We start from the raw sequence: 17,321 nt of genomic DNA on the forward strand, positions 1-17,321 counted from the left end.
GTTAAGATGATCACCTGGATGACAGTCTTGATATGCATCGGAATGTCTGCTGATGTCTTTGCCGTGTCTTTGGGGATAGGTCTTTCCGAAAAGAAGATCACGCCCTTGATGCTGTTCAAGGTCGGACTATGGTTCGGTGTATTCCACGGCCTTATGCCATTGATCGGTTGGTCTCTGGGTGCGGAATTCTCTGATTTCATCTCTGATTACAGCTTCTACATTCTTTTCGTCATCATGTTGGTCCTGGGAATAGTTCTGATAAAAGATGCCTTGCTGGACGAGGATGAGAGGCCCGAATTCGACCTCTCCTTCAAAAGGATGCTTCCCCTATCTATCCTCCTCAGTATAGATGCAGCGGTTCTGGGCGTTTATTTCGCTGTCGGAGAGACCGGTAACTTCAAGGGGTCGGTACTTCTTGGATGCACCGTGTTCCTCGCTACAGTGATAGGAATGTACCTGGGGAACCATATCGGTGAAAGGTTCGGTACGATCGCTGCCATCTTCGGCGGATGCCTCCTCATATTCAACAGCATCTGGGCGCTTTTAGAAGGCCTTGAAATCCTCTGATTAATCGGTCGATTAATGTATATAATATCAACTGCATCTGGGTCTTAGTCACGGAGCGCCGTGGCTGGATGTGATGGGATGGCAAAAGCACTCATATTCGCTACAACTTTCATGACAAAGGGGAACATCCCCATTGCCAAGTACATTTCAAAAAACGCTAAGACAGACATCTTCAACCTGAAGGACCTGATGACTCTGAACCTGGATGCGTACGATACAATCATCTTCGGTACCGCGAACAACAGCGGCAGGGCCGATAAGCTTGTTGATGAGTTCGTCCAAAAGAACACAGATGTTCTGGCGAAGAAGAAGAAATACCTCTACGTCCTGGTCTCCAAAGACGATGAGAAGAACGCTGAGCAGGCTGCTCAGATCGCTCAGGATCTTGGAGTAGAAGCTTCCAATGCGTTCTACATCCCCAAGAAGGCAGAAGAGATGAACGAGTCCGGATTCCCTGCGGAAGTCGATTCATTCATCTCCAGACTGGGATGATCCGATGGAATACGGACTTATCGTATTCCTCGTCTACATCGTACTGAACATCATCGCCTTCCTGGCCTTTGTTTGGGACAAGCACAAGGCGAAGGAGGACATGTGGAGGACCAAGGAGTCCACACTCATCGCTCTGGCCTTCTTCGGACCTTTCGGTGCGACCGCGGGAATGCTTGCAGTCAGGCATAAGACGCAGAAGCTGAAGTTCAAACTGGTCTACCTGTTCCTGGTGCTGCACGTCATCGCGATCGCATACTTGGCGTACACCGGACGCCTGGACTTCCTGCTTCACCTGTTCAACTGATAAGATTTGCTGACGTCAAGCTCTGAGTCCTGGTGACCCAACAAAACGACACGGCTGTCCTCTCTGGTGCGGATGACTTCCATCCCCACCAGGGGGCCCAGTTCATTAGCGAAATCCATTATTTCTTGGAAAGAAGGCATATTCGACATCGAGAGACGCTGTCTCGATCCGCCCACGAAGACGTAACCCTTAGGCTCTATGAGATCGGGCTGAGCGATGTTGTCCAGCGCCGCATACTTGTCGACTTCCATCATGTTGATGTCTTTGACCAAAGTATGCCTTATGACAGTACCCGTTTCAAGGGAAGGCATCAGTTCTAAGGTCTGCATGAGCTTCTGCCATCCATCCTTTATCTTGGGCCTGCAGATCTTACGATAGGTCTCCTCGTTAGGCGCTGCTACAGTGACGTAGACCTTGGTGGGCAGCTCCTCCAAGGCAGCAAGCCTCTCGGGGTAAGTACCGTTCGTTACTAGGAAGGTTGACATCTTCCTGCGGTGGCATTCCTTGATGAAATCCGACAGATATGGATAGGTGATAGGTTCACCGGCTAGTGAGATTGCCACCTGGTTGGGGTTCATCGCCTCCTCGAACCTCTGGCGATCGCATCTGGGGTCGCCCTTGAATCCCTGAATGAGCTTCCTTTGCTCGTTTATGAGCGCGTCTAGCATCTCCTTGGGCTCGGCCCAGTCGTTCACCTGGAAATCGCTGCCCTGTACCCTCCAGCAGAACGTGCAGAGATGGCTGCATTCGTTTATGGCCGGGGTCATCTGAAGGCATCTGTGACTCTGGATGCCATAGAAATCCTGCTTGTAGCAGTGGCGCTCATGGAGCATGCTCTCCTTCATCCAATGGCAGAGCTTGACGGCGGCATGGTCCTTGTAGATACGGTACTGCTGCTTGATCAGTAGGTTCCTGTAATCCTCGTCCATGCTATCCACTCAGAAATCGAAAAGGCTGGCCTGATTCTTCTTGCGATCGTTGGATTGCTAGGCGGATTTCTCCTCGACAGGTGCAGGCTCGGGTACAGGTTCGGCCTTCTTTGGTTTCGCCTTCTTGATTGGGGCCTCTTTGACCTCAGGGACAGAATCTGCTTCGATAGCAGCGAATACGGCCTTTACTTCCTTGGAATCCGGTTTCTTCCCCAGAAGGAATCCGAGTTCCTCCGGTTCCAGCATGAGTTCCTTTGTAACTATGATCCTGAGATCAGAATCATTTGCGATCATCTGCTTCAGATAGGGCAGGATGTCCAGATCAGCACGCCTTGTAGAAGTGTGTAGATAGATAGCAAGCTTGAGGTCAATGCTCTTCCTGAGAGCGCGGACGCCTTTGCTCCTGGACATCTTCATCAGATATGATGGGAAATGAAGACGGTCGTGTGAGAACCTGTTGCTCATACGGGCCGAGTTGACCCCAGCAGTCATAGTATCGCTGGCGTAGGACCAGAAGCCGAAGTACTGCCTCCTCTGAACCCTGCCGAGATAGATGTCGGCACGTGAGAGCTTCTCGTATCCGCGGACGAGATCTCCCTTGTCCAGATACTCGTAAGGAAGGTTCTCATCTACCCAAAGCTCCAACTCTGGCGGATCGGTATCCACATCCCTTAAGAGATTGCGGGACTTCATCGCGTCGTTCGATCTGAATATAGCGGACATGAGGGCGTACATGTCGTTGCGCTTGTCACGGGTGGAGAGGTCCTCGGCCATCGCAGCAGTCACGTGTGTCTGGCCGAGCGATAGCGCCTCCAGATTACGGACGGCTGCACGCATATCCCCGTTGGCCTTCTCAGCGATCATCGTCATTGCATCGGGATCTACTTCGATACCCTCTGCCTCGGCGATCTTGTATAGTGCCTTGGCCATGGAAACGGCCTTGGGCTTTTGGAAAGTTATCTGGAGCGTATCGGTCTTGGCTGCGCTGCATTTGCGTGACAGCTCGTAGTAATCGTTCACTATGAGTATGACCGGTTGGAGCGTCTCCTTGATCAACTTGGTGATGACGGGGATCGCGCCCCTGTCCACATTGCCGAAGAAGTTATCGGCCTCGTCCAGGATGATCAGCTTGCGCTGCCCTTTGCCCGTATCGAGGTATTCACCCGAATCAGAGAAGGTATTGAACTTGGATCCGCGAATGGCGATGTTCTCGATGGCATCCCCCGTACGCTGGTCCGAAGCGTTCATCTCCACAACTGACCAGCCCATATCCATGGCCAATGCTTCCGCGGAAGTGGTCTTCCCTATTCCCGGAGTGCCTATCAGCACGACCGCCCTTTTCTCTGGTATGCCTTTTTCCCAGGACTCGGCCCAGAGCCTCAACGAGCTCACGGCTCCTGGATTGCCTATGACGTCATCGAGTGTCTTAGGACGGTACTTCTCTGTCCAGTCCATCACGACTCACCTCTCAGAACGGCGTTGTAGACATCCATTATGGACAACAGGAAGATGAACATCTCTACGACTATCAGCAGCATGTAGGAGGACGAAGTCGTCATTAGATTAGGGGCCAGATAGTATAGCATTATCGTGGCGCAGATGTAGAAGAAGGCCTTTGACCATCTCTTCATCACTATCTGTCCCAATCCGAACACGTTGAAGAATCCCGGTACAATGGCCAAGAACAAAGCTATGTAATCCATTGCTCCGAACTTCTTGGGTCTGGTGAAGCCCATGTCTATAGAGGCGATATCCGCAGGCTCTCCGCATTTTGGACATGTCTCCAGTCCTCTGGGGACAGGCGAGTTGCAATTCTTGCAGTAAGGAACGTTGATGATGTTACCATCATCGTTAATCATAAGAGAATCCTTGACCAAGGCACCGCATACGTAACAGAACTCCTGACCTTCAGGGATCTCGTTTCCACATCCGATGCACACATGCCTCACTGAACTTCACCTCCGTCCAAATGCAATCTAGACACCTCCATGCTCTTCGCCCTTAATACTTTGACTATAGATGTGGGGCATCAGCGGGCATAATTGATATCTGAGATGCCCGAGCACAGTGCCCGTCAATGGTCGGAATGCCGAAGAATGCTGGGATGCTCCCGGTTTATTCCGACTTGATCAGCCTGTCCACTTCTTTCAGGAGATCGCAGACCTGCTTCCCTTTGGGGGTTAGAGAAATGATAATGGACCTCTGGTTGGGGTCATGGATCTGTTTTATCAGACCCATGCCCTCCAGACGGTCGAGTTTTTCCGGTATGCGTGGGTTCGACGTGATCTGCTCGTAGATGTCCATCTTCTTGCATTCTTCGTTTATCGACATGTACATCATTATCGATATCAGATGCTTCTCCTCGAAGGATGCAACAGACTTCTCTCTGGTCACAGTCGTCCTACCACTTGTGTTGTTTTATGCGCTCACTGTATTTGGTTCTTTTTTCTGAACTAATATCATGATTGCCATTACGATTGTCGAAAGAGGCAGCGAGATCACCAGGGGATCCACGAATGCGATGGTGGTTCCCGGGAAAAGCACGGCCGATCCGGTAATCATCTTGCAGATTGGCAGGAATATGCTCATACCAGCATTCAGGAAGAGTGCGGAGAACATGTACGCCGTGGTACCGACGACGATGCTCGCCACTGCAGCCTTCCTGTTCGGTCTCTTGGAGTACAGAGAGTGGAAGTAAGCTGGCAGCAATGCGGCAGCGGTGACTCCCATGAACACTGAAGTCGCCTTAGCGATGATGTCGCTGGGCATCATGTAGCAGTAAACCACCACGAGAACCATGAAGACGACGATGAATGCCCTGTTCAGGTTGATGTTCTGTGAATCCGCTCTGATTCCGGTCTTCCTGCTCTTGAACTCCGAGTACAGATCGTATCCCCCAGCGACTCCGATGGTGTGCATCAGGGCGCTGATTGTCGAGATGGAAGCACAGATCAGCGACAGCAGGAACAGCGATACGAATACCTCGCCGAACGTGATGTTGCTGAACACCTCCAGGATGTACTGCGGGATGATGAAATCCGTTCCGAGACCCATGCTGGTGAGGTACTCGTAAGACAACATTCCGTGCTCGTTTGTGAAGAACACGTTGGTCAGAGGACCTACGGTGTATGCGGCGCCGACAACCACCAAGATGAATATCGACCCTATGAGGAGGGACTTGTCTAGATCCTTGTCGGACTTAGCAGACATGTACCTGACGACCAGCTGGGGCTGCGTCAACGCACCGATGCCTACACCCATGATGAATGTGGTCACGACGGTAAGCCATTCGCGGGTTCCGAATGATGACGTTTCTGTCCATCCGTTGAATCCGTCCGCTACTCCGATTCCGGATATGTCTCCCATCCTGGCATCCCAGAGGCTAACTAGAGACTCATTTCCTGCGGTGATTCCGCCGGTGTATGCCCAGGTCACCAAGAGGATGACCAGCATACCAGCGAACATGATGAATGCCTGGAAAGCATCGTTGTACATGACAGCGATGATACCTCCGTATACGACATATACGGCAACGACAAGGGAAAGTCCGATCAGAATGAGGTTGTAGTACTCTGTAAGGCCTGTGATGACCGCCAGGGAGTTCACTCCTCCCTTAAGAACTGCAGCGCAGTAGATGGGCATCATCACAAGGATCAATATCGCAGTGAACACCCTGATCCCCTTGGAGTTGTATACCTTTCCAAGGAAATCCGCGAATGTTGCCGCACCGAGCTTTCTGCCGATCCTTCTTGTCCTCTTACCGAAGATAATGAATGCTACGACCAGACCTGCGAAGAGGTTCAGGAAGCAAAGCCACATCAATGACATTCCGTGTACGGCAGTCTGACCGCCGAAACCGATGACGGCAGAAGCACTTAGGAATGTTGCCCCATAGGACAGAGCGATGATCAACGGACTGGTCTTGTTACGTCCGAGAAGGAACTCCTGGTTGTTCTTGGTGTTCCTGTATCCGTACCAACCGAGGAACAGCGTGACAGCGATGAACACCGCCGTCATTGCGCCGAGGATTACGAGATCGACACCGTCAGTCATCCAAATCATCTCCATCGTCGGGCTCCCTGCCTTTCTTTATGCTGTAGCAGATGCAGAACACAACAGACAGTATGCATCCTACGTATGCGGCTACTACCCAGGGGTCCGTTAGGCCTAAGATACTCATTTTCAATCACCAATGTGGCGTGCTAACACATAGCACGGTAATTGGGGTTATGATAGTTTGGTATATAAAATTGACGTACCAGCAATTACTGGCCTAATTTTGAGACATTCAACGACTTGGATTTATTGTGCATTAGTTTTTTTAACAACATCAAGAATTACCTATTGTTTGGCTTGACCGGGGTGCTTGGCGTGCCCTATACCCGAAATCGTCAATACGCGGGGGTGACAGCAGCGGGCGGGCCCGTTGATGTCCTTGAGCCCATCGAGCAACTATGAAATCTTGTCCTGTAGAGTCGGAGTTTGTCTTAGAAACGGCCGGAGGGTCGTTCTCCAGGCATTAATCGGGGGAACCGGGTCAGGTCCTGACGGGAGCAGCCTTACTTCGAACCACTGACGTTTACGGGATCGCAGGGTTGAGGCGCGAAATGGTCAACTTGGGGACGGATGCGAGAACAACCGCTGTGGCCAGACACTTATTTCTTAACTTTGACACCGGTTATGATGTCCTTATCGAAATCGAAAAGCGTGACAGTTTGCTTTCCATCGGTTATCTTCAGGACATTGGAATCGTCCACCTTCCCCACAACGGCACCGGCACAGCATACCTGGGCGAATAGATCGATAATCTCCTGTGAATGCGATGGGTCGCAAGAGAAAACGAATCCGCATCCCTGATAGATCTTGGACCACTCGATTGGATCCACTCCCTCCGGGATAGGGATCTTGTTCACATCGACCAGCCCACCCTTGCAGGAGGTCTCCAGCATCATTCCAAGTGTACCGAGGTGTCCCGGATTGCTCATATCCTTGCATGCATGGGCCAGGTGCTTCTCTGCGATGACTGCTACGGCCTCAAGCTGTGCCTGGACGATCTCATCCGACCTGGCGGATGTGGTATCGTAAGTATAGGGAACAGACTCTGGGAAGCGGCCATCCAGATCGATCACGAAGACAATATCGTCCCCTGCCTGTGCAGTGGAGCTGAGCAGAGCATCACCGTTCTTCACTGAGCCGATTATAGAGATCTCAATCGCCCTGTAATCACAGTCTGGATGTGTGTGGCCGCCCACTATGGGTACTCCGAACTTCTTGATACCCGCCTGGATTCCGCGAATGACCTCCTCTTCGCCCTTGCCGTCGTTCATCGAGAGGACGTCGACCATCCCCAGAGGGCGCCCGCCCATAGCGGCTATATCGTTGACGTTCACGAGAACAGCGTAATAGCCTGCCAGATAGGGATCGGCCTCCATGAGGGATTCCATGATACCGTCTGCCGCGAACAGGACGCAGTGGTCACCGTTCTCCAGAACAGCGGCATCTTCACCCTCGGCAGCGATCACCTTGGGGAAACCGGAGGTCGGGAACATGTCCACGACCTTGTGGATGGCGTTCTTCCTGGTGACCCCGGGATAGGTACGGATGGCGTTAGCGAGCTTCTCCAGATCTACCATGGTGATCAGCGCCAAAGACCTCTCTTGCGCAATATCACGACGGATATGGCGCAGAGCACGACCATGATGATCAGCAGGATGACGAACGTGTACTCGTAGCCTCCTCCCGGAAGCTCCACGTTCATTCCGTAGAAGCTGGCGATCATAGTCGGAATAGAGATGATCAGAGTGATCGATGTCAAGAACTTCATGACGTTCGCCAGGGAGTTGTTGAGATCGGCCTCTACGAGCTGCCTGGTACCCTTGATGATCTGCGAGTACGTGGTGGTCATCTCCAGAGCCTGGTTGGTCTCGACTATGACATCGTCTATGAGCTCCCTGTCCTCGGGCGTCGTGATGAGCCTGGACTGCCTGCTGATCCTCTCTATGATGGAAGCGTTCACAGACAGACTGGTCTTGAAGTAGACCAGGTTGGATTCCAACTCGTGGAGCTCGAACAGGTCCTCTCTCTTGGTGGCCTTGCGTATCGACTCCTCGATCGCATTGCGCTTGACCTCGATGTACTTGAGGTCGGACTGATAGTTGATTGCAATCCTGAAGAGGATCTGGAGCAGGAAGCGCGACCTGTTGGTGACATCCACTGTGTTGATGTACTTGTTCATCGACGACAGGATGTTGTTGATAGCGAACAGGGGCTGCAGACAGACGGTAACGATGACCTTGTCCGTGAGCGTGATGGAGATAGGGAAGGTTGTGAACTCCTCGTGTCCATTCCTCCACTCCCTGGTAGGTGCATCGACCAAGACGATAGAATAGTTCTTTGCCACCTCTGTCCTGGAACCCTCCTCGTCATCCAGAGCGGCGGTGAGGGCTTCCCTATCGATACCTAGCGCCTGTTGCACAGCGTCGATCTCCTCAACGGTGGGATTCACCATGTTGATCCATACGTTGTCCTTGATCTCGTCGGTCTTAGCGACCTTGCCGTTGACCATCTCGTAGATATCGATCATCTCTTTCACCTCTTTTCCTCATATTACGAATGCGAGCAGGACTAGGAAGAACATGAGCAGTACGACGTTGGATATCGAGCCGGAGATGCTCTCCGACAGTTTCCTGCGCCTCTCCTCGTCCTTAACACCTAGGAGCTCCAACAACCAATTGATGCCTCCCTCAAATAAAAATCCTCCATCGAAAGGATAGGCGGGGAGAGCATTGGAAATGCCTAGCAGGATGTCCAACCAGAACACCCAATACAGTATCTTCACGATAATCCATGTGAGGTCTCCGCCGGGGGCGTCATACCACCATGTGATCTTGTCCGGAATGGGGTCCAGACCGTTCAGCGGGCCTGAAAGGTAGGTCAACAGAGCCTGGACGTAACTCAGCGGATCCGTGCAGTTCTTGAACGGATTCGTGGCGGAATCCATCATGATGGTCGGAGTGGTGAGGGTGAAACCGGAATTGGTCACCGACAGTCCGAGGTAACCCTGCGATCCAGATGCCGTGAGCGTGGTCTCGTAATCATGCAGCTCTATGTTTCCGTCCTCGGCGATTGTAGCGGTGGTTATCGTCGCCTTGTCTCCGGCATGCGTCTTGGTCATGGTCGACATGAAGTCATTAGCGTCATGTATCTCGTAGACCGTGGTTGAATCATCATCGGTTATCGTGATGGAGTAGAGATAGTTGAGTGGCTGCAGTCCAGCTGAACTGGCAGGACTGTTATTAGTGACTGATTTGATCAGAGCACCCATCTGCAAAGGTTCCGAATATCTGACGACGCCGTCTCCTAGGACGTAACGCAATTGATACATGTTCAGCGGAGAGAATTCCAAATCTGAACCTATCGAAACGTATCTGCCGTATACATCGGCATAGACTGGTAGATAATCCTCGCCGTCGACCTCCTTGACTCCTGTGATCAAAGCTGATGTGGTCAGACCGGATAGGTATCCTGGGGAGCCCTCATCGATGGAATAGATTCCGGGCAGATCCCCGTCGACCTCGTTGGAGAACGTTGCAACGGGGATGGCAGAGCATATCAGAAGCATCAGCGCCAGCGATATGACCGCGACGAATGTGTTCACCGATATTCCTGCAGAGTAGACATCCATCTGAGCCCTGCGGGAGAGATGCTTGAGCTCTTCCTCATTAGGCTCGCAGAAGGCTCCCAGCGGTACGACTCCGTAGAGAAGTCCGGTAGAATCGACCTTGCAGTCGTTGGCCCTGGACTGGATGCCGTGACCCATCTCATGGACGACCATAGCGATGAATAGTGCAAGAATACCGTATGTGAGCGGCAGCATGGGGTTGAATCCCGGGATGGCCAGAGCATACTGGATGCCTATTCCTCCGGAACCTATTCTGGAAGGAAGGGCCAGCAGCGACATGATCAGCATGTACATCATGATGAAGAACAGGATGGCCGCGAGCAGCCTCGATATGAATCCGAAGACGCGCCAGAACAGACGGTGCTTCCCGATCCTGTCCATGGCCTTGATACCCAATTGGGTCTTGATCATGACGGTCGGACCGTACTTGACAAGATGGTACTTGGCCGCTTTCTCAGGATTCCTCCACACCCAGAACCAAATTGGGATGTAGACGACACAGAGAATGATCATGACCAAGTATGCCGTATCCATGCTATGCCTCGAGTGCAGACAAAGCCTTCATCCTATAATAATAGGATGAGTGGAATCAGCATTGGGATTGGATGATCTTTCTGGCCCAGACCAGCTTCCTCTTCTTCACAGCAGGATCCGATCCTTCCTTGGGCATGGGATTATCATAGTCAAAACCGACCAGGTGTATGTCCTTGACACCGAAATGTCTGGCGAAGCAAAAGGCTCTGTCCCCGTCGGTGAATCCTCCGTAGTTGAACACTGTGTACTCCGGAGCGGATTGTGTAGTCTGGACGACAGGCCCCTTGAACATGCCGGCATACTTCATGATCAGATCAGCATTGTCCCCGTGGGCATGTATGAAGGTGAATGCCCCCTTGGAACTGGCCTCTATCTGGGGATCGATATCCCCATCCAGATCGGTGAATATCATGTCCGGCATGATGCTCTGGGCCATCAATCTTCCCACTGCGGAACCTGAGCAAAGAACCGTTCCTTCTACCCCTCTAGAGATGTCCGCCTCGAGACATGGAGCATTCCCCACGACTGTGACCACATCCCCCAGAATTTCCGCCGCATCTTCACCCGAGCGGAGATCGGAATTCAATGTTACCGCTTTGAGTATGCGTACTGAGTTCTCATCCTCATCGCGGCTGTAACCGAGGTCGTTCAGGATCTCAATGTAGATGGGTTCCCACTCTGAGAAATCCAACGGATCACCCGGCTACGGTAGGGACTGAATACTGCCTCTTGATGAAGTTGGATGCTATCGCTATAGCCAATCCCAAGAAGATCTCCACTATTCCGATGAGCCCATCATATCCGGGATTGATGTAGTACAGGACAATGTCGATGATACCCGTGAGCGTGATCCCGAGACTAGCTATGCTGAAGCAGTTGAAGAGATTGGTCAGACGGAGAACTGAATCAACCTGTATGTCATCCATCATCCTTCCGAAGAAGAAGGCCATAACCGCAAGCATAACAGGCCAGACCATCGTGTTCCCGTAAGAGACGATCATGACCAGGCCGTTCGGATAAAACGTATCCATCACCTGATAGTACGACACTATAGCTCCGATGAGAACAATACCGACTGCCAAGAAACTCATCACCATCATTATTCCCCTGCCGAGGATGTTGGATTTGACGTAAGAGGTGATCTTTTCCCATTTATCCTGGAAGCTGTAAGCGTACCCCAGTATGACTAATCCGATGACCAGGAGAACCGCGTCTCTGGTTATGGCGGGCAGTGATGACAAGTCGCCGGACATTATGAGCAGGACCAGATCGGGCACCAGCATGACGAATGCTATCGCGAATATCAGGGCGCCTATCGGGGCCAGGAATCTCTTCCTCTTGTTTGGCTCGGAGAGCATCTTGGTGATGACGTAGAACGAACTCTCGATGTTGGGTGCCTGCTTGACGTACACCTTCCTGACTGAATCAACGTGTGCACGGGACGATATGATCGGATAGATGTATTCGTCCTCTGCCCCGTCACCGATCAAGATGATGTTATCGGGCTTGTACTCATCGAGGACCTTCTCCAGCTGGGAGACCAGAGCCAAATCGGACCTGTGCCCGACCCTCTCGTCACCGCAGATCAGAGCTACATCGGCATCCACGCCGTCCTCTCTGAGCTCCATGCATGTGCTTATTCCCGCATATAGAGCATTGAGGTCGGAATCCTCAGGGTCCGCTATCCCCAGGGCGTTGGCGGCATCCAGGCACTGATCCATGCCGATGACGGGCGTCACAACTTTACCCTTGACGCCGAAATCGTCATCCCTGTCAACTGCCAAGACCAGAGTCCGCTTCATATACCCGTAATCGTCAACCGCGTATAAATGTCATAATCCCTGCGCTCCTGATACCATTATTATCTAAATCACGCATTCGACACTCATGATCATAAGATGGCACGGCCACGCATGCTTCGAATTCACCGACGGGGAGACCACCGTCGTAATCGATCCGCACGACGGCCGTTCGCTCGGTCTCAAACCTCCTGTGGCGACGGCCAATGTTGTCCTCATGACTCACGACCATTACGATCATAACGCATCCCGCGTCATCAAAGGGGAGCACAAAGATTTCAAGCTGGTTACAGGCGAGTTCGAGACTTCTAACGGACTCAAGGTCACCGGCTATCCGTCATGGCATGACCACTCGGAGGGTTCGGAGCGCGGCCCCAACACGATCTACAGTTTCGTCATGGACGGCATCAGGATATGCCACTGCGGCGATCTGGGATGCATACCGTCCGATGATGTCATCCAGGCCATCAAGGGCGCTGATTTCATGTTCATCCCCGTCGGGGAGATCTACACCATGGAGATCCCTGAGATCAGAAAGTTCATTGAGCTGGTGAATCCGAGGATCATCATCCCCATGCATTACATGGTCGGCGGGCTGTCCTTCCGCCTTTCCCCACTGGACAAATTCTTGGAGATCATACCAGACGGCGCCACCGATTACATCGGTAACGAGCTGGACATAATGGTCTCCGACCTTCCGGAAACAAAAGAATGCTGGATTTTCGACAGCTGATCAGTAGAGGGCGAGACCCTCTTCGATCTTACCCATCTCGATGGGTGTTGTGTCATCGCCGATCAATGCGCCCTTGGAGTTAGCAAGTATGCCTGCTCCCACCATGCGCGCACCGTGGTTGACGGTGGTCCTGATGGGCTCAACCTTCAGGATGTCCTTGATCAGCTGTATGTCGTCATCGGATGCGTCAGCATGGCAGACGCATCCCTTGTTGGTGACCTTGCATATGGAACCGACTGTATTCAGTCCTGCTATGGTGGACCTGACGCACTCGACTCCGAGGGCATCGGATATGACCTTGACCATATCGTCGGTGTACTCAGGATTTAGTATTGCTCCGTGATCGTTCGCCAGGATGTTGTTTCCGGCTGCGTTCAGCGGGTCATCTACTCCGGTACATGGGATGCGCTCCGCGAAAATGGATACTTCCCTGGGGTCTGCCAGACCGGAGATCACGGCACCGTTGGAATTCATGACGACGAGTGACCCGATCACGAATGATCCGGCCACCGTCATCAGTTGCGTTTCTACCTGTAACGCCTCCTCCACGTCCTTCACGAACTCGGGGGCGGCGTCGGCCGCGATGAATGAGAAGCTCTCGTTGGCGACGGCGAACACCCCTATGTTGGATGTGCCTGCATAGCGCGAGAATCTCATCATCGACGGCACCTTCACTCTGCGAGCGAGACTTCGACAAGACCGTCGTCGAACTTTACAGCTTTGACTGTGATCTTGTTTGGAGGGTTGCGGATTCCGTTCTCCCAGATCTTCTCGTTGACGCTAGCGTCGATCCAGATCTGGTCATCCTCGGCCTTCATGTGCCTGGCGATGTTCTCCCTGAGCTCCTTCACAGCGCGGTTCGCCCTACGGGTGCGGGGCGCCTGCTTTGTCTTCCTGAGGGGAACGACGATTGTTCTCTCGATTTCGTCTGCCATCCGAATCACTCCTTAATCTTGCTCATGCGCCACGACCTTCTCTTGGGGTGGCGGAGGAACTGCCTGCTGGTCCTCATCATGACCCATGCGGGGACACGGCGGTTCTCTTTGACCTTCTTGTTCAGCCTGGCTTTCATTGCGGGGGCCTTTGTACTTGACATGATTATCTCCTCTCTATGGTGATCTCCCTCTTCTTGGGGGTGATCTGACCTAGGATACTTCTCAGCGTGTCGTCATCGACGGGGACGGGGATCCTTCCGCTCTGGGCTAACTGGACCAACTGCATCTCGATCTGCTGTCCCATCTGGGGGGTGGCAAGCAAGATGTTGTTGAGCCTGTCCCTGGCCTCGGGAGTCAGGATCTGCCTCATAGCGTTCTGAAGCTGCATCTCGACCTGCTGCCTCTGCTGCTCCTGCGCCTGCTGCTGTGCAGCCTGCTGCTGGATTTCCTGCATGCGCCTCTGTCTCAATGCTTCTAATTCCGGATCGTCCATTGCTGAGACCTCCTTTCAGGCCTTCATCTCGTCGTAGACCTCTTTCGCAGTGTTGTCCAGAAGGGACTGACCTGCGGGGCTGATTGCACGGCCCTCTTTGTCCTTGGATACCAAATAACCGGCGGCCTCGAGCTGCATCAGGCATTTCCTTGCGATGTTGCGGCTTCCCTTGACTGCCTGGTTCGGCATTGATCCCCTGTCAGCGTAACCACCGTACTCGGCGGCGAGCTTGGAGGATCCCATGGGTCCTTTGACGTACAGCTTCCTCATGATGGAGGCGGCACGAGTGTACCACCAGTCATCCTGGGAAGGCGCTCTCTCTGTGTGCCTACCGGTCTTGACATACTCTGCCCACTCGGGAGGAACGATCTTGTCGTTCTCCTTGAGCTTCTGGGCTGTCTTGAGTATGAGCTGCTCGGCAGGAACATCGTAGACAGTTACCATTTCATTACCTCGCTAATGTCCACAGAGTGGACCTAACTGATACTTTGGTATAGTGGTATTGTATATAAGCGTTGCTAAAATAAATGATATAAAATCAGGTATTCCAACTCCGCACGTTCGGCACTCGCCCCCGTACGGCCTGAGGATGAAACATCCTCCACGGCAGAATCCATAATGCGGACCCTGATCTCCGTGATACTCCCGATATAGTCTTAGTATAAGAACTCTACCGCACATCGCACCCATACCGATTATCGCTGCACAAGATTGATTTCATTAACCGATTGATTTTCAACCTCAGGAAATAAGCTAGGATCTCTCATCTGCATACTGATTCCATAACTCTAGAGGGGCCGTCTCCCCACTCCAGTTTCGTTTCCACTTTCAGTCCAAAAAATTGATATCCAGACTGCAAAATCAAACAGTCCACTTTCAGTCACCTCCCCTTCAGAGCTTTAAATACTCCGGGGGCGATCGTATAATCAGAGGATAAGAAGTGCATCCCCAAAAGCACAAATCCTCCGGATGGCACCGAAATTCCATCCATCCTATCCTATCCTTCGGTGCCATCGGATTTTTCTTACTCAATTGTTGAAGAGATACTGCTTCTCTTTGATCTTCATTGAAATTACGATACCTACGACCACAGTTATCACAGTGGGGAAGGACAGGACAGATGCTGCTAGGCATGAGTAATAGGCCACTTTGAAGCGACTTTTGGTGCTCCAGAGTATACCTGTGATGGCTGCCATTACACCGCTTGCAGCATAAAGGCCTCCGAGTGCGAACCCCATGTAGGTGAGGACCTCGGGATTCAGACTCAGGACGGCTGCTTCAAGCTCTGGGAAAGATTCGTACATCTGGGCGGTGTTCTCTATAACCCATTCGGGATTGAGTCCTATGAAGAAGAACTCGTACGCCATATAGAATGCGAACAGGACGTAGACGAAGATCAGTACGGTCATCATGGTGCCGTTACCGTCGCTGATGGATGCGCTCATCTGGTGACTGAGATCACGGTGCTCGTGGTTTCCTCCAATGACCGCTCCGCACTCGGGACAGAACTCGGCATCGTCCGGCAATTCCCTTCCGCATTTCACGCAGAAGTTGTACTTATCTTCCATAGGATACGAATCTTACCTTAGATATAAGTCATAATCGCAGGGTGTTTCAGTTTGTTAAACTAAACAAGTTCGCAAGACACTTTTTAACTATGATAACTATGCAACCAGCATGTCAGACTACAAGATCAAGTACTGCTTCAAATGCGGTGCTGAACTTCCTGAACCGAGCGACTTCTGTCCTGAATGCGGTGCGAACCTCACCGGGAAGGAGGAGCCTCAGAGGGCTGAATATACGGCTAGGCCTACACAGGAACCACCTAAGGGAGACATGGGGATCATTCCCATACTCATCATGGTGTATGGCGTACTGGCCATCGTTGCAGGCATTTTCATGATCATGGTAGGCATGTCGATCGATTCCATAATCACGATCGCCAGGGAATACGCCGAATCTATGGACCCTCAAACAAGGACTGAGATACTGGCAGTAATCGAGGTATTGGCCCAGTTGAACATGATCTACTTCACTGCCATAGCTATCCTGATGATGCTGAGCGGAATTTTCGCCTTGGTCGCAGGACATCTCGCAGGGAAGGTCTCCAGTTGGAAAGCGGCATTGGTCTGCTGTCTGGTGGCGTCATTGGTGCCTCTGTTCTCCATCCCTCTGGACATGTCATTCCATGTCAGCGGCAGTATGATTGGCACGATATTGATATCGGCCATAGGTCTGCTCATGACCTATTTCATCTACGCCGCAAAGGACAAGTTCATCAGCTGATAGCATGAGATACGTGATCGCGATCACCGGGGCCTCGGGTTCAATCTACGGGGTAAGGCTCCTTCAAGAGCTCAAGGGCGAGAAGATACTCGTCATGTCAGCCACAGCCAAGGCCATTCTCCCGGAAGAGACCGATTACACCGTCGAACAGGTATACGCCATGGCTGACCAGGTCTTCGAGGATGACCAGATGTTCGCATCCATCGCATCGGGGAGCTTCTCCTACGATGCGATGATAGTCGCACCATGCAGCGAGTCCTCCCTGGCGAAGTTCGCCTGCGGTATCGGCGACACGCTCATCTCCCGTGCGGTGTCGGTATGTCTCAAGGAAGGCAGGAGACTCATCCTCCTCCCCAGGGAATCGCCGAAGAGCGCCATAATGCTTGAGAATGAACTCAAACTCGCTAGGCTCGGGGTGTGCATCCTGGATGCCAACCCCGGCTTCTATCCCAAACCCAAGACGGTTGACGATCTTGTCAACATCGTCGTCGGAAGATGCCTGGACCAGCTGGGCCAGGAGCACAGCCTTTACAAAAGATGGGAATGATGGGGTCTCCCCCGTCATTCC

23 protein-coding genes and 1 other RNA gene are annotated in these 17,321 nt (G+C 52.2%); 7 read left to right on the top strand and 17 right to left on the bottom strand.

Annotated features, from left to right (window positions below):
- Nucleotides 1–18: 18 nt before the first annotated feature.
- From PED39_07055 to PED39_07065, 3 genes are all read left to right on the top strand, one after another.
- Nucleotides 19–567: a manganese efflux pump gene (locus PED39_07055; GenBank protein WII07342.1), complete on the top strand. Its 549-nt coding sequence runs from the start codon at nucleotides 19–21 to the stop codon at nucleotides 565–567.
- A gap of 78 nt (nucleotides 568–645) precedes the next feature.
- The gene (locus tag PED39_07060; GenBank protein ID WII07343.1) at nucleotides 646–1,059 is read left to right on the top strand and encodes a hypothetical protein; all 414 of its coding nucleotides are present in this window, start codon (nucleotides 646–648) and stop codon (nucleotides 1,057–1,059) included.
- A 4-nt stretch (nucleotides 1,060–1,063) separates the two neighbouring features.
- Nucleotides 1,064–1,363: a DUF1294 domain-containing protein gene (locus tag PED39_07065; GenBank protein WII07344.1), complete on the top strand. Its 300-nt coding sequence runs from the start codon at nucleotides 1,064–1,066 to the stop codon at nucleotides 1,361–1,363.
- Here the strand turns inward: PED39_07065 and twy1 are convergent.
- The 6 genes from twy1 to PED39_07095 form a co-directional block, all read right to left on the bottom strand.
- On the bottom strand, nucleotides 1,348–2,292 hold the full coding sequence (gene twy1 / locus PED39_07070; protein ID WII07345.1) for a 4-demethylwyosine synthase TYW1: 945 nt from the start codon (nucleotides 2,290–2,292) through the stop codon (nucleotides 1,348–1,350). The two genes, PED39_07065 and twy1, sit on opposite strands and share 16 nt — an antisense overlap.
- A 57-nt stretch (nucleotides 2,293–2,349) precedes the next feature.
- A complete protein-coding gene (locus tag PED39_07075) occupies nucleotides 2,350–3,747 on the bottom strand; it encodes a replication factor C large subunit (protein ID WII07346.1) in 1,398 nt (465 codons plus the stop codon).
- Nucleotides 3,747–4,241 carry a zinc ribbon domain-containing protein gene (locus PED39_07080; protein ID WII07347.1) on the bottom strand — a complete coding sequence of 165 codons (495 nt, stop codon included), beginning with the start codon at nucleotides 4,239–4,241 and terminating at the stop codon, nucleotides 3,747–3,749. The genes PED39_07075 and PED39_07080 overlap by 1 nt, the downstream gene beginning before the upstream one ends.
- A 166-nt stretch (nucleotides 4,242–4,407) precedes the next feature.
- A complete protein-coding gene (locus PED39_07085) occupies nucleotides 4,408–4,686 on the bottom strand; it encodes a hypothetical protein (protein ID WII07348.1) in 279 nt (92 codons plus the stop codon).
- 24 nt (nucleotides 4,687–4,710) lie between these two features.
- A complete protein-coding gene (locus tag PED39_07090) occupies nucleotides 4,711–6,345 on the bottom strand; it encodes a sodium:solute symporter family protein (protein ID WII07349.1) in 1,635 nt (544 codons plus the stop codon).
- Nucleotides 6,338–6,472: a hypothetical protein gene (locus PED39_07095; GenBank protein ID WII07350.1), complete on the bottom strand. Its 135-nt coding sequence runs from the start codon at nucleotides 6,470–6,472 to the stop codon at nucleotides 6,338–6,340. Before PED39_07095 ends, PED39_07090 begins: the two co-directional genes overlap by 8 nt.
- 165 nt (nucleotides 6,473–6,637) lie before the next feature.
- Between PED39_07095 and ffs the strand changes: the two genes are divergently transcribed.
- An RNA gene (gene ffs, locus PED39_07100) (signal recognition particle sRNA) lies at nucleotides 6,638–6,946 on the top strand.
- A 1-nt stretch (nucleotide 6,947) separates the two neighbouring features.
- Here the strand turns inward: ffs and PED39_07105 are convergent.
- From PED39_07105 to PED39_07125, 5 genes are read right to left on the bottom strand one after another with little or no spacing between them, the layout of a single operon-like run.
- The gene (locus tag PED39_07105) at nucleotides 6,948–7,925 is read right to left on the bottom strand and encodes a methanogenesis marker 2 protein (GenBank protein ID WII07351.1); all 978 of its coding nucleotides are present in this window, start codon (nucleotides 7,923–7,925) and stop codon (nucleotides 6,948–6,950) included.
- A gap of 5 nt (nucleotides 7,926–7,930) precedes the next feature.
- The gene (locus PED39_07110; GenBank protein ID WII07352.1) at nucleotides 7,931–8,875 is read right to left on the bottom strand and encodes a magnesium transporter CorA family protein; all 945 of its coding nucleotides are present in this window, start codon (nucleotides 8,873–8,875) and stop codon (nucleotides 7,931–7,933) included.
- An 18-nt stretch (nucleotides 8,876–8,893) separates the two neighbouring features.
- Nucleotides 8,894–10,507, bottom strand: a complete 1,614-nt coding sequence (locus PED39_07115) for a site-2 protease family protein (protein WII07353.1) — start codon at nucleotides 10,505–10,507, stop codon at nucleotides 8,894–8,896.
- A gap of 55 nt (nucleotides 10,508–10,562) precedes the next feature.
- A complete protein-coding gene (locus PED39_07120) occupies nucleotides 10,563–11,198 on the bottom strand; it encodes a DUF115 domain-containing protein (GenBank protein WII07354.1) in 636 nt (211 codons plus the stop codon).
- 4 nt (nucleotides 11,199–11,202) lie between these two features.
- Nucleotides 11,203–12,309, bottom strand: a complete 1,107-nt coding sequence (locus PED39_07125) for a DUF373 family protein (protein ID WII07355.1) — start codon at nucleotides 12,307–12,309, stop codon at nucleotides 11,203–11,205.
- 85 nt (nucleotides 12,310–12,394) lie between these two features.
- Between PED39_07125 and PED39_07130 the strand changes: the two genes are divergently transcribed.
- Nucleotides 12,395–13,039: an MBL fold metallo-hydrolase gene (locus PED39_07130; GenBank protein ID WII07356.1), complete on the top strand. Its 645-nt coding sequence runs from the start codon at nucleotides 12,395–12,397 to the stop codon at nucleotides 13,037–13,039.
- Here the strand turns inward: PED39_07130 and PED39_07135 are convergent, their stop codons facing one another.
- From PED39_07135 to PED39_07160, 6 genes are all read right to left on the bottom strand, one after another.
- Nucleotides 13,040–13,699, bottom strand: a complete 660-nt coding sequence (locus tag PED39_07135) for a translation initiation factor IF-6 (protein ID WII07357.1) — start codon at nucleotides 13,697–13,699, stop codon at nucleotides 13,040–13,042.
- Nucleotides 13,700–13,710: 11 nt separating this feature from the next.
- Complete coding sequence (locus PED39_07140) at nucleotides 13,711–13,974, bottom strand: 50S ribosomal protein L31e (GenBank protein WII07358.1); 264 nt, start codon at nucleotides 13,972–13,974, stop codon at nucleotides 13,711–13,713.
- A 5-nt stretch (nucleotides 13,975–13,979) separates the two neighbouring features.
- Nucleotides 13,980–14,135 (bottom strand): 50S ribosomal protein L39e, encoded by a 156-nt coding sequence (locus PED39_07145; protein WII07359.1) that lies wholly within the window; start codon nucleotides 14,133–14,135, stop codon nucleotides 13,980–13,982.
- A gap of 2 nt (nucleotides 14,136–14,137) precedes the next feature.
- Complete coding sequence (locus PED39_07150; GenBank protein WII07360.1) at nucleotides 14,138–14,467, bottom strand: DNA-binding protein; 330 nt, start codon at nucleotides 14,465–14,467, stop codon at nucleotides 14,138–14,140.
- A 15-nt stretch (nucleotides 14,468–14,482) separates the two neighbouring features.
- Nucleotides 14,483–14,911, bottom strand: coding sequence for a 30S ribosomal protein S19e (locus PED39_07155; protein ID WII07361.1), 429 nt, complete (start codon nucleotides 14,909–14,911; stop codon nucleotides 14,483–14,485).
- 584 nt (nucleotides 14,912–15,495) lie between these two features.
- Nucleotides 15,496–16,035: a zinc ribbon domain-containing protein gene (locus PED39_07160; GenBank protein ID WII07362.1), complete on the bottom strand. Its 540-nt coding sequence runs from the start codon at nucleotides 16,033–16,035 to the stop codon at nucleotides 15,496–15,498.
- A gap of 109 nt (nucleotides 16,036–16,144) precedes the next feature.
- On the opposite strand from PED39_07160, the gene PED39_07165 reads away from it, so the two are divergent.
- Together PED39_07165 and PED39_07170 are read left to right on the top strand one after the other, a co-directional pair.
- The gene (locus PED39_07165) at nucleotides 16,145–16,753 is read left to right on the top strand and encodes a zinc ribbon domain-containing protein (protein WII07363.1); all 609 of its coding nucleotides are present in this window, start codon (nucleotides 16,145–16,147) and stop codon (nucleotides 16,751–16,753) included.
- Between the two features lie 4 nt (nucleotides 16,754–16,757).
- Nucleotides 16,758–17,300 (top strand): UbiX family flavin prenyltransferase, encoded by a 543-nt coding sequence (locus PED39_07170; GenBank protein WII07364.1) that lies wholly within the window; start codon nucleotides 16,758–16,760, stop codon nucleotides 17,298–17,300.
- Nucleotides 17,301–17,321: the final 21 nt, after the last annotated feature.

The organism is Methanomassiliicoccales archaeon LGM-RCC1, assembly GCA_030168575.1.
Lineage (GTDB): Archaea > Thermoplasmatota > Thermoplasmata > Methanomassiliicoccales > Methanomethylophilaceae > Methanoprimaticola.

What these genes read in the sequence shown, in the direction of transcription:
- PED39_07095 (WII07350.1), bottom strand. Translation starts at nt 6,472, where the DNA reads ATGAGTATCTTAGGCCTAACGGACCCCTGGGTAGTAGCCGCATACGTA.
- PED39_07060 (WII07343.1), top strand. Translation starts at nt 646, where the DNA reads ATGGCAAAAGCACTCATATTCGCTACAACTTTCATGACAAAGGGGAAC.
- PED39_07115 (WII07353.1), bottom strand. Translation starts at nt 10,507, where the DNA reads ATGGATACGGCATACTTGGTCATGATCATTCTCTGTGTCGTCTACATC.
- PED39_07125 (WII07355.1), bottom strand. Translation starts at nt 12,309, where the DNA reads ATGAAGCGGACTCTGGTCTTGGCAGTTGACAGGGATGACGATTTCGGC.
- PED39_07065 (WII07344.1), top strand. Translation starts at nt 1,064, where the DNA reads ATGGAATACGGACTTATCGTATTCCTCGTCTACATCGTACTGAACATC.
- PED39_07160 (WII07362.1), bottom strand. Translation starts at nt 16,035, where the DNA reads ATGGAAGATAAGTACAACTTCTGCGTGAAATGCGGAAGGGAATTGCCG.
- PED39_07105 (WII07351.1), bottom strand. Translation starts at nt 7,925, where the DNA reads ATGGTAGATCTGGAGAAGCTCGCTAACGCCATCCGTACCTATCCCGGG.
- PED39_07155 (WII07361.1), bottom strand. Translation starts at nt 14,911, where the DNA reads ATGGTAACTGTCTACGATGTTCCTGCCGAGCAGCTCATACTCAAGACA.
- PED39_07110 (WII07352.1), bottom strand. Translation starts at nt 8,875, where the DNA reads ATGATCGATATCTACGAGATGGTCAACGGCAAGGTCGCTAAGACCGAC.
- PED39_07150 (WII07360.1), bottom strand. Translation starts at nt 14,467, where the DNA reads ATGGACGATCCGGAATTAGAAGCATTGAGACAGAGGCGCATGCAGGAA.
- PED39_07140 (WII07358.1), bottom strand. Translation starts at nt 13,974, where the DNA reads ATGGCAGACGAAATCGAGAGAACAATCGTCGTTCCCCTCAGGAAGACA.
- PED39_07170 (WII07364.1), top strand. Translation starts at nt 16,758, where the DNA reads ATGAGATACGTGATCGCGATCACCGGGGCCTCGGGTTCAATCTACGGG.
- PED39_07145 (WII07359.1), bottom strand. Translation starts at nt 14,135, where the DNA reads ATGTCAAGTACAAAGGCCCCCGCAATGAAAGCCAGGCTGAACAAGAAG.
- PED39_07075 (WII07346.1), bottom strand. Translation starts at nt 3,747, where the DNA reads ATGGACTGGACAGAGAAGTACCGTCCTAAGACACTCGATGACGTCATA.
- PED39_07135 (WII07357.1), bottom strand. Translation starts at nt 13,699, where the DNA reads ATGATGAGATTCTCGCGCTATGCAGGCACATCCAACATAGGGGTGTTC.
- PED39_07055 (WII07342.1), top strand. Translation starts at nt 19, where the DNA reads ATGACAGTCTTGATATGCATCGGAATGTCTGCTGATGTCTTTGCCGTG.
- PED39_07130 (WII07356.1), top strand. Translation starts at nt 12,395, where the DNA reads ATGATCATAAGATGGCACGGCCACGCATGCTTCGAATTCACCGACGGG.
- twy1 (WII07345.1), bottom strand. Translation starts at nt 2,292, where the DNA reads ATGGACGAGGATTACAGGAACCTACTGATCAAGCAGCAGTACCGTATC.
- PED39_07090 (WII07349.1), bottom strand. Translation starts at nt 6,345, where the DNA reads ATGACTGACGGTGTCGATCTCGTAATCCTCGGCGCAATGACGGCGGTG.
- PED39_07165 (WII07363.1), top strand. Translation starts at nt 16,145, where the DNA reads ATGTCAGACTACAAGATCAAGTACTGCTTCAAATGCGGTGCTGAACTT.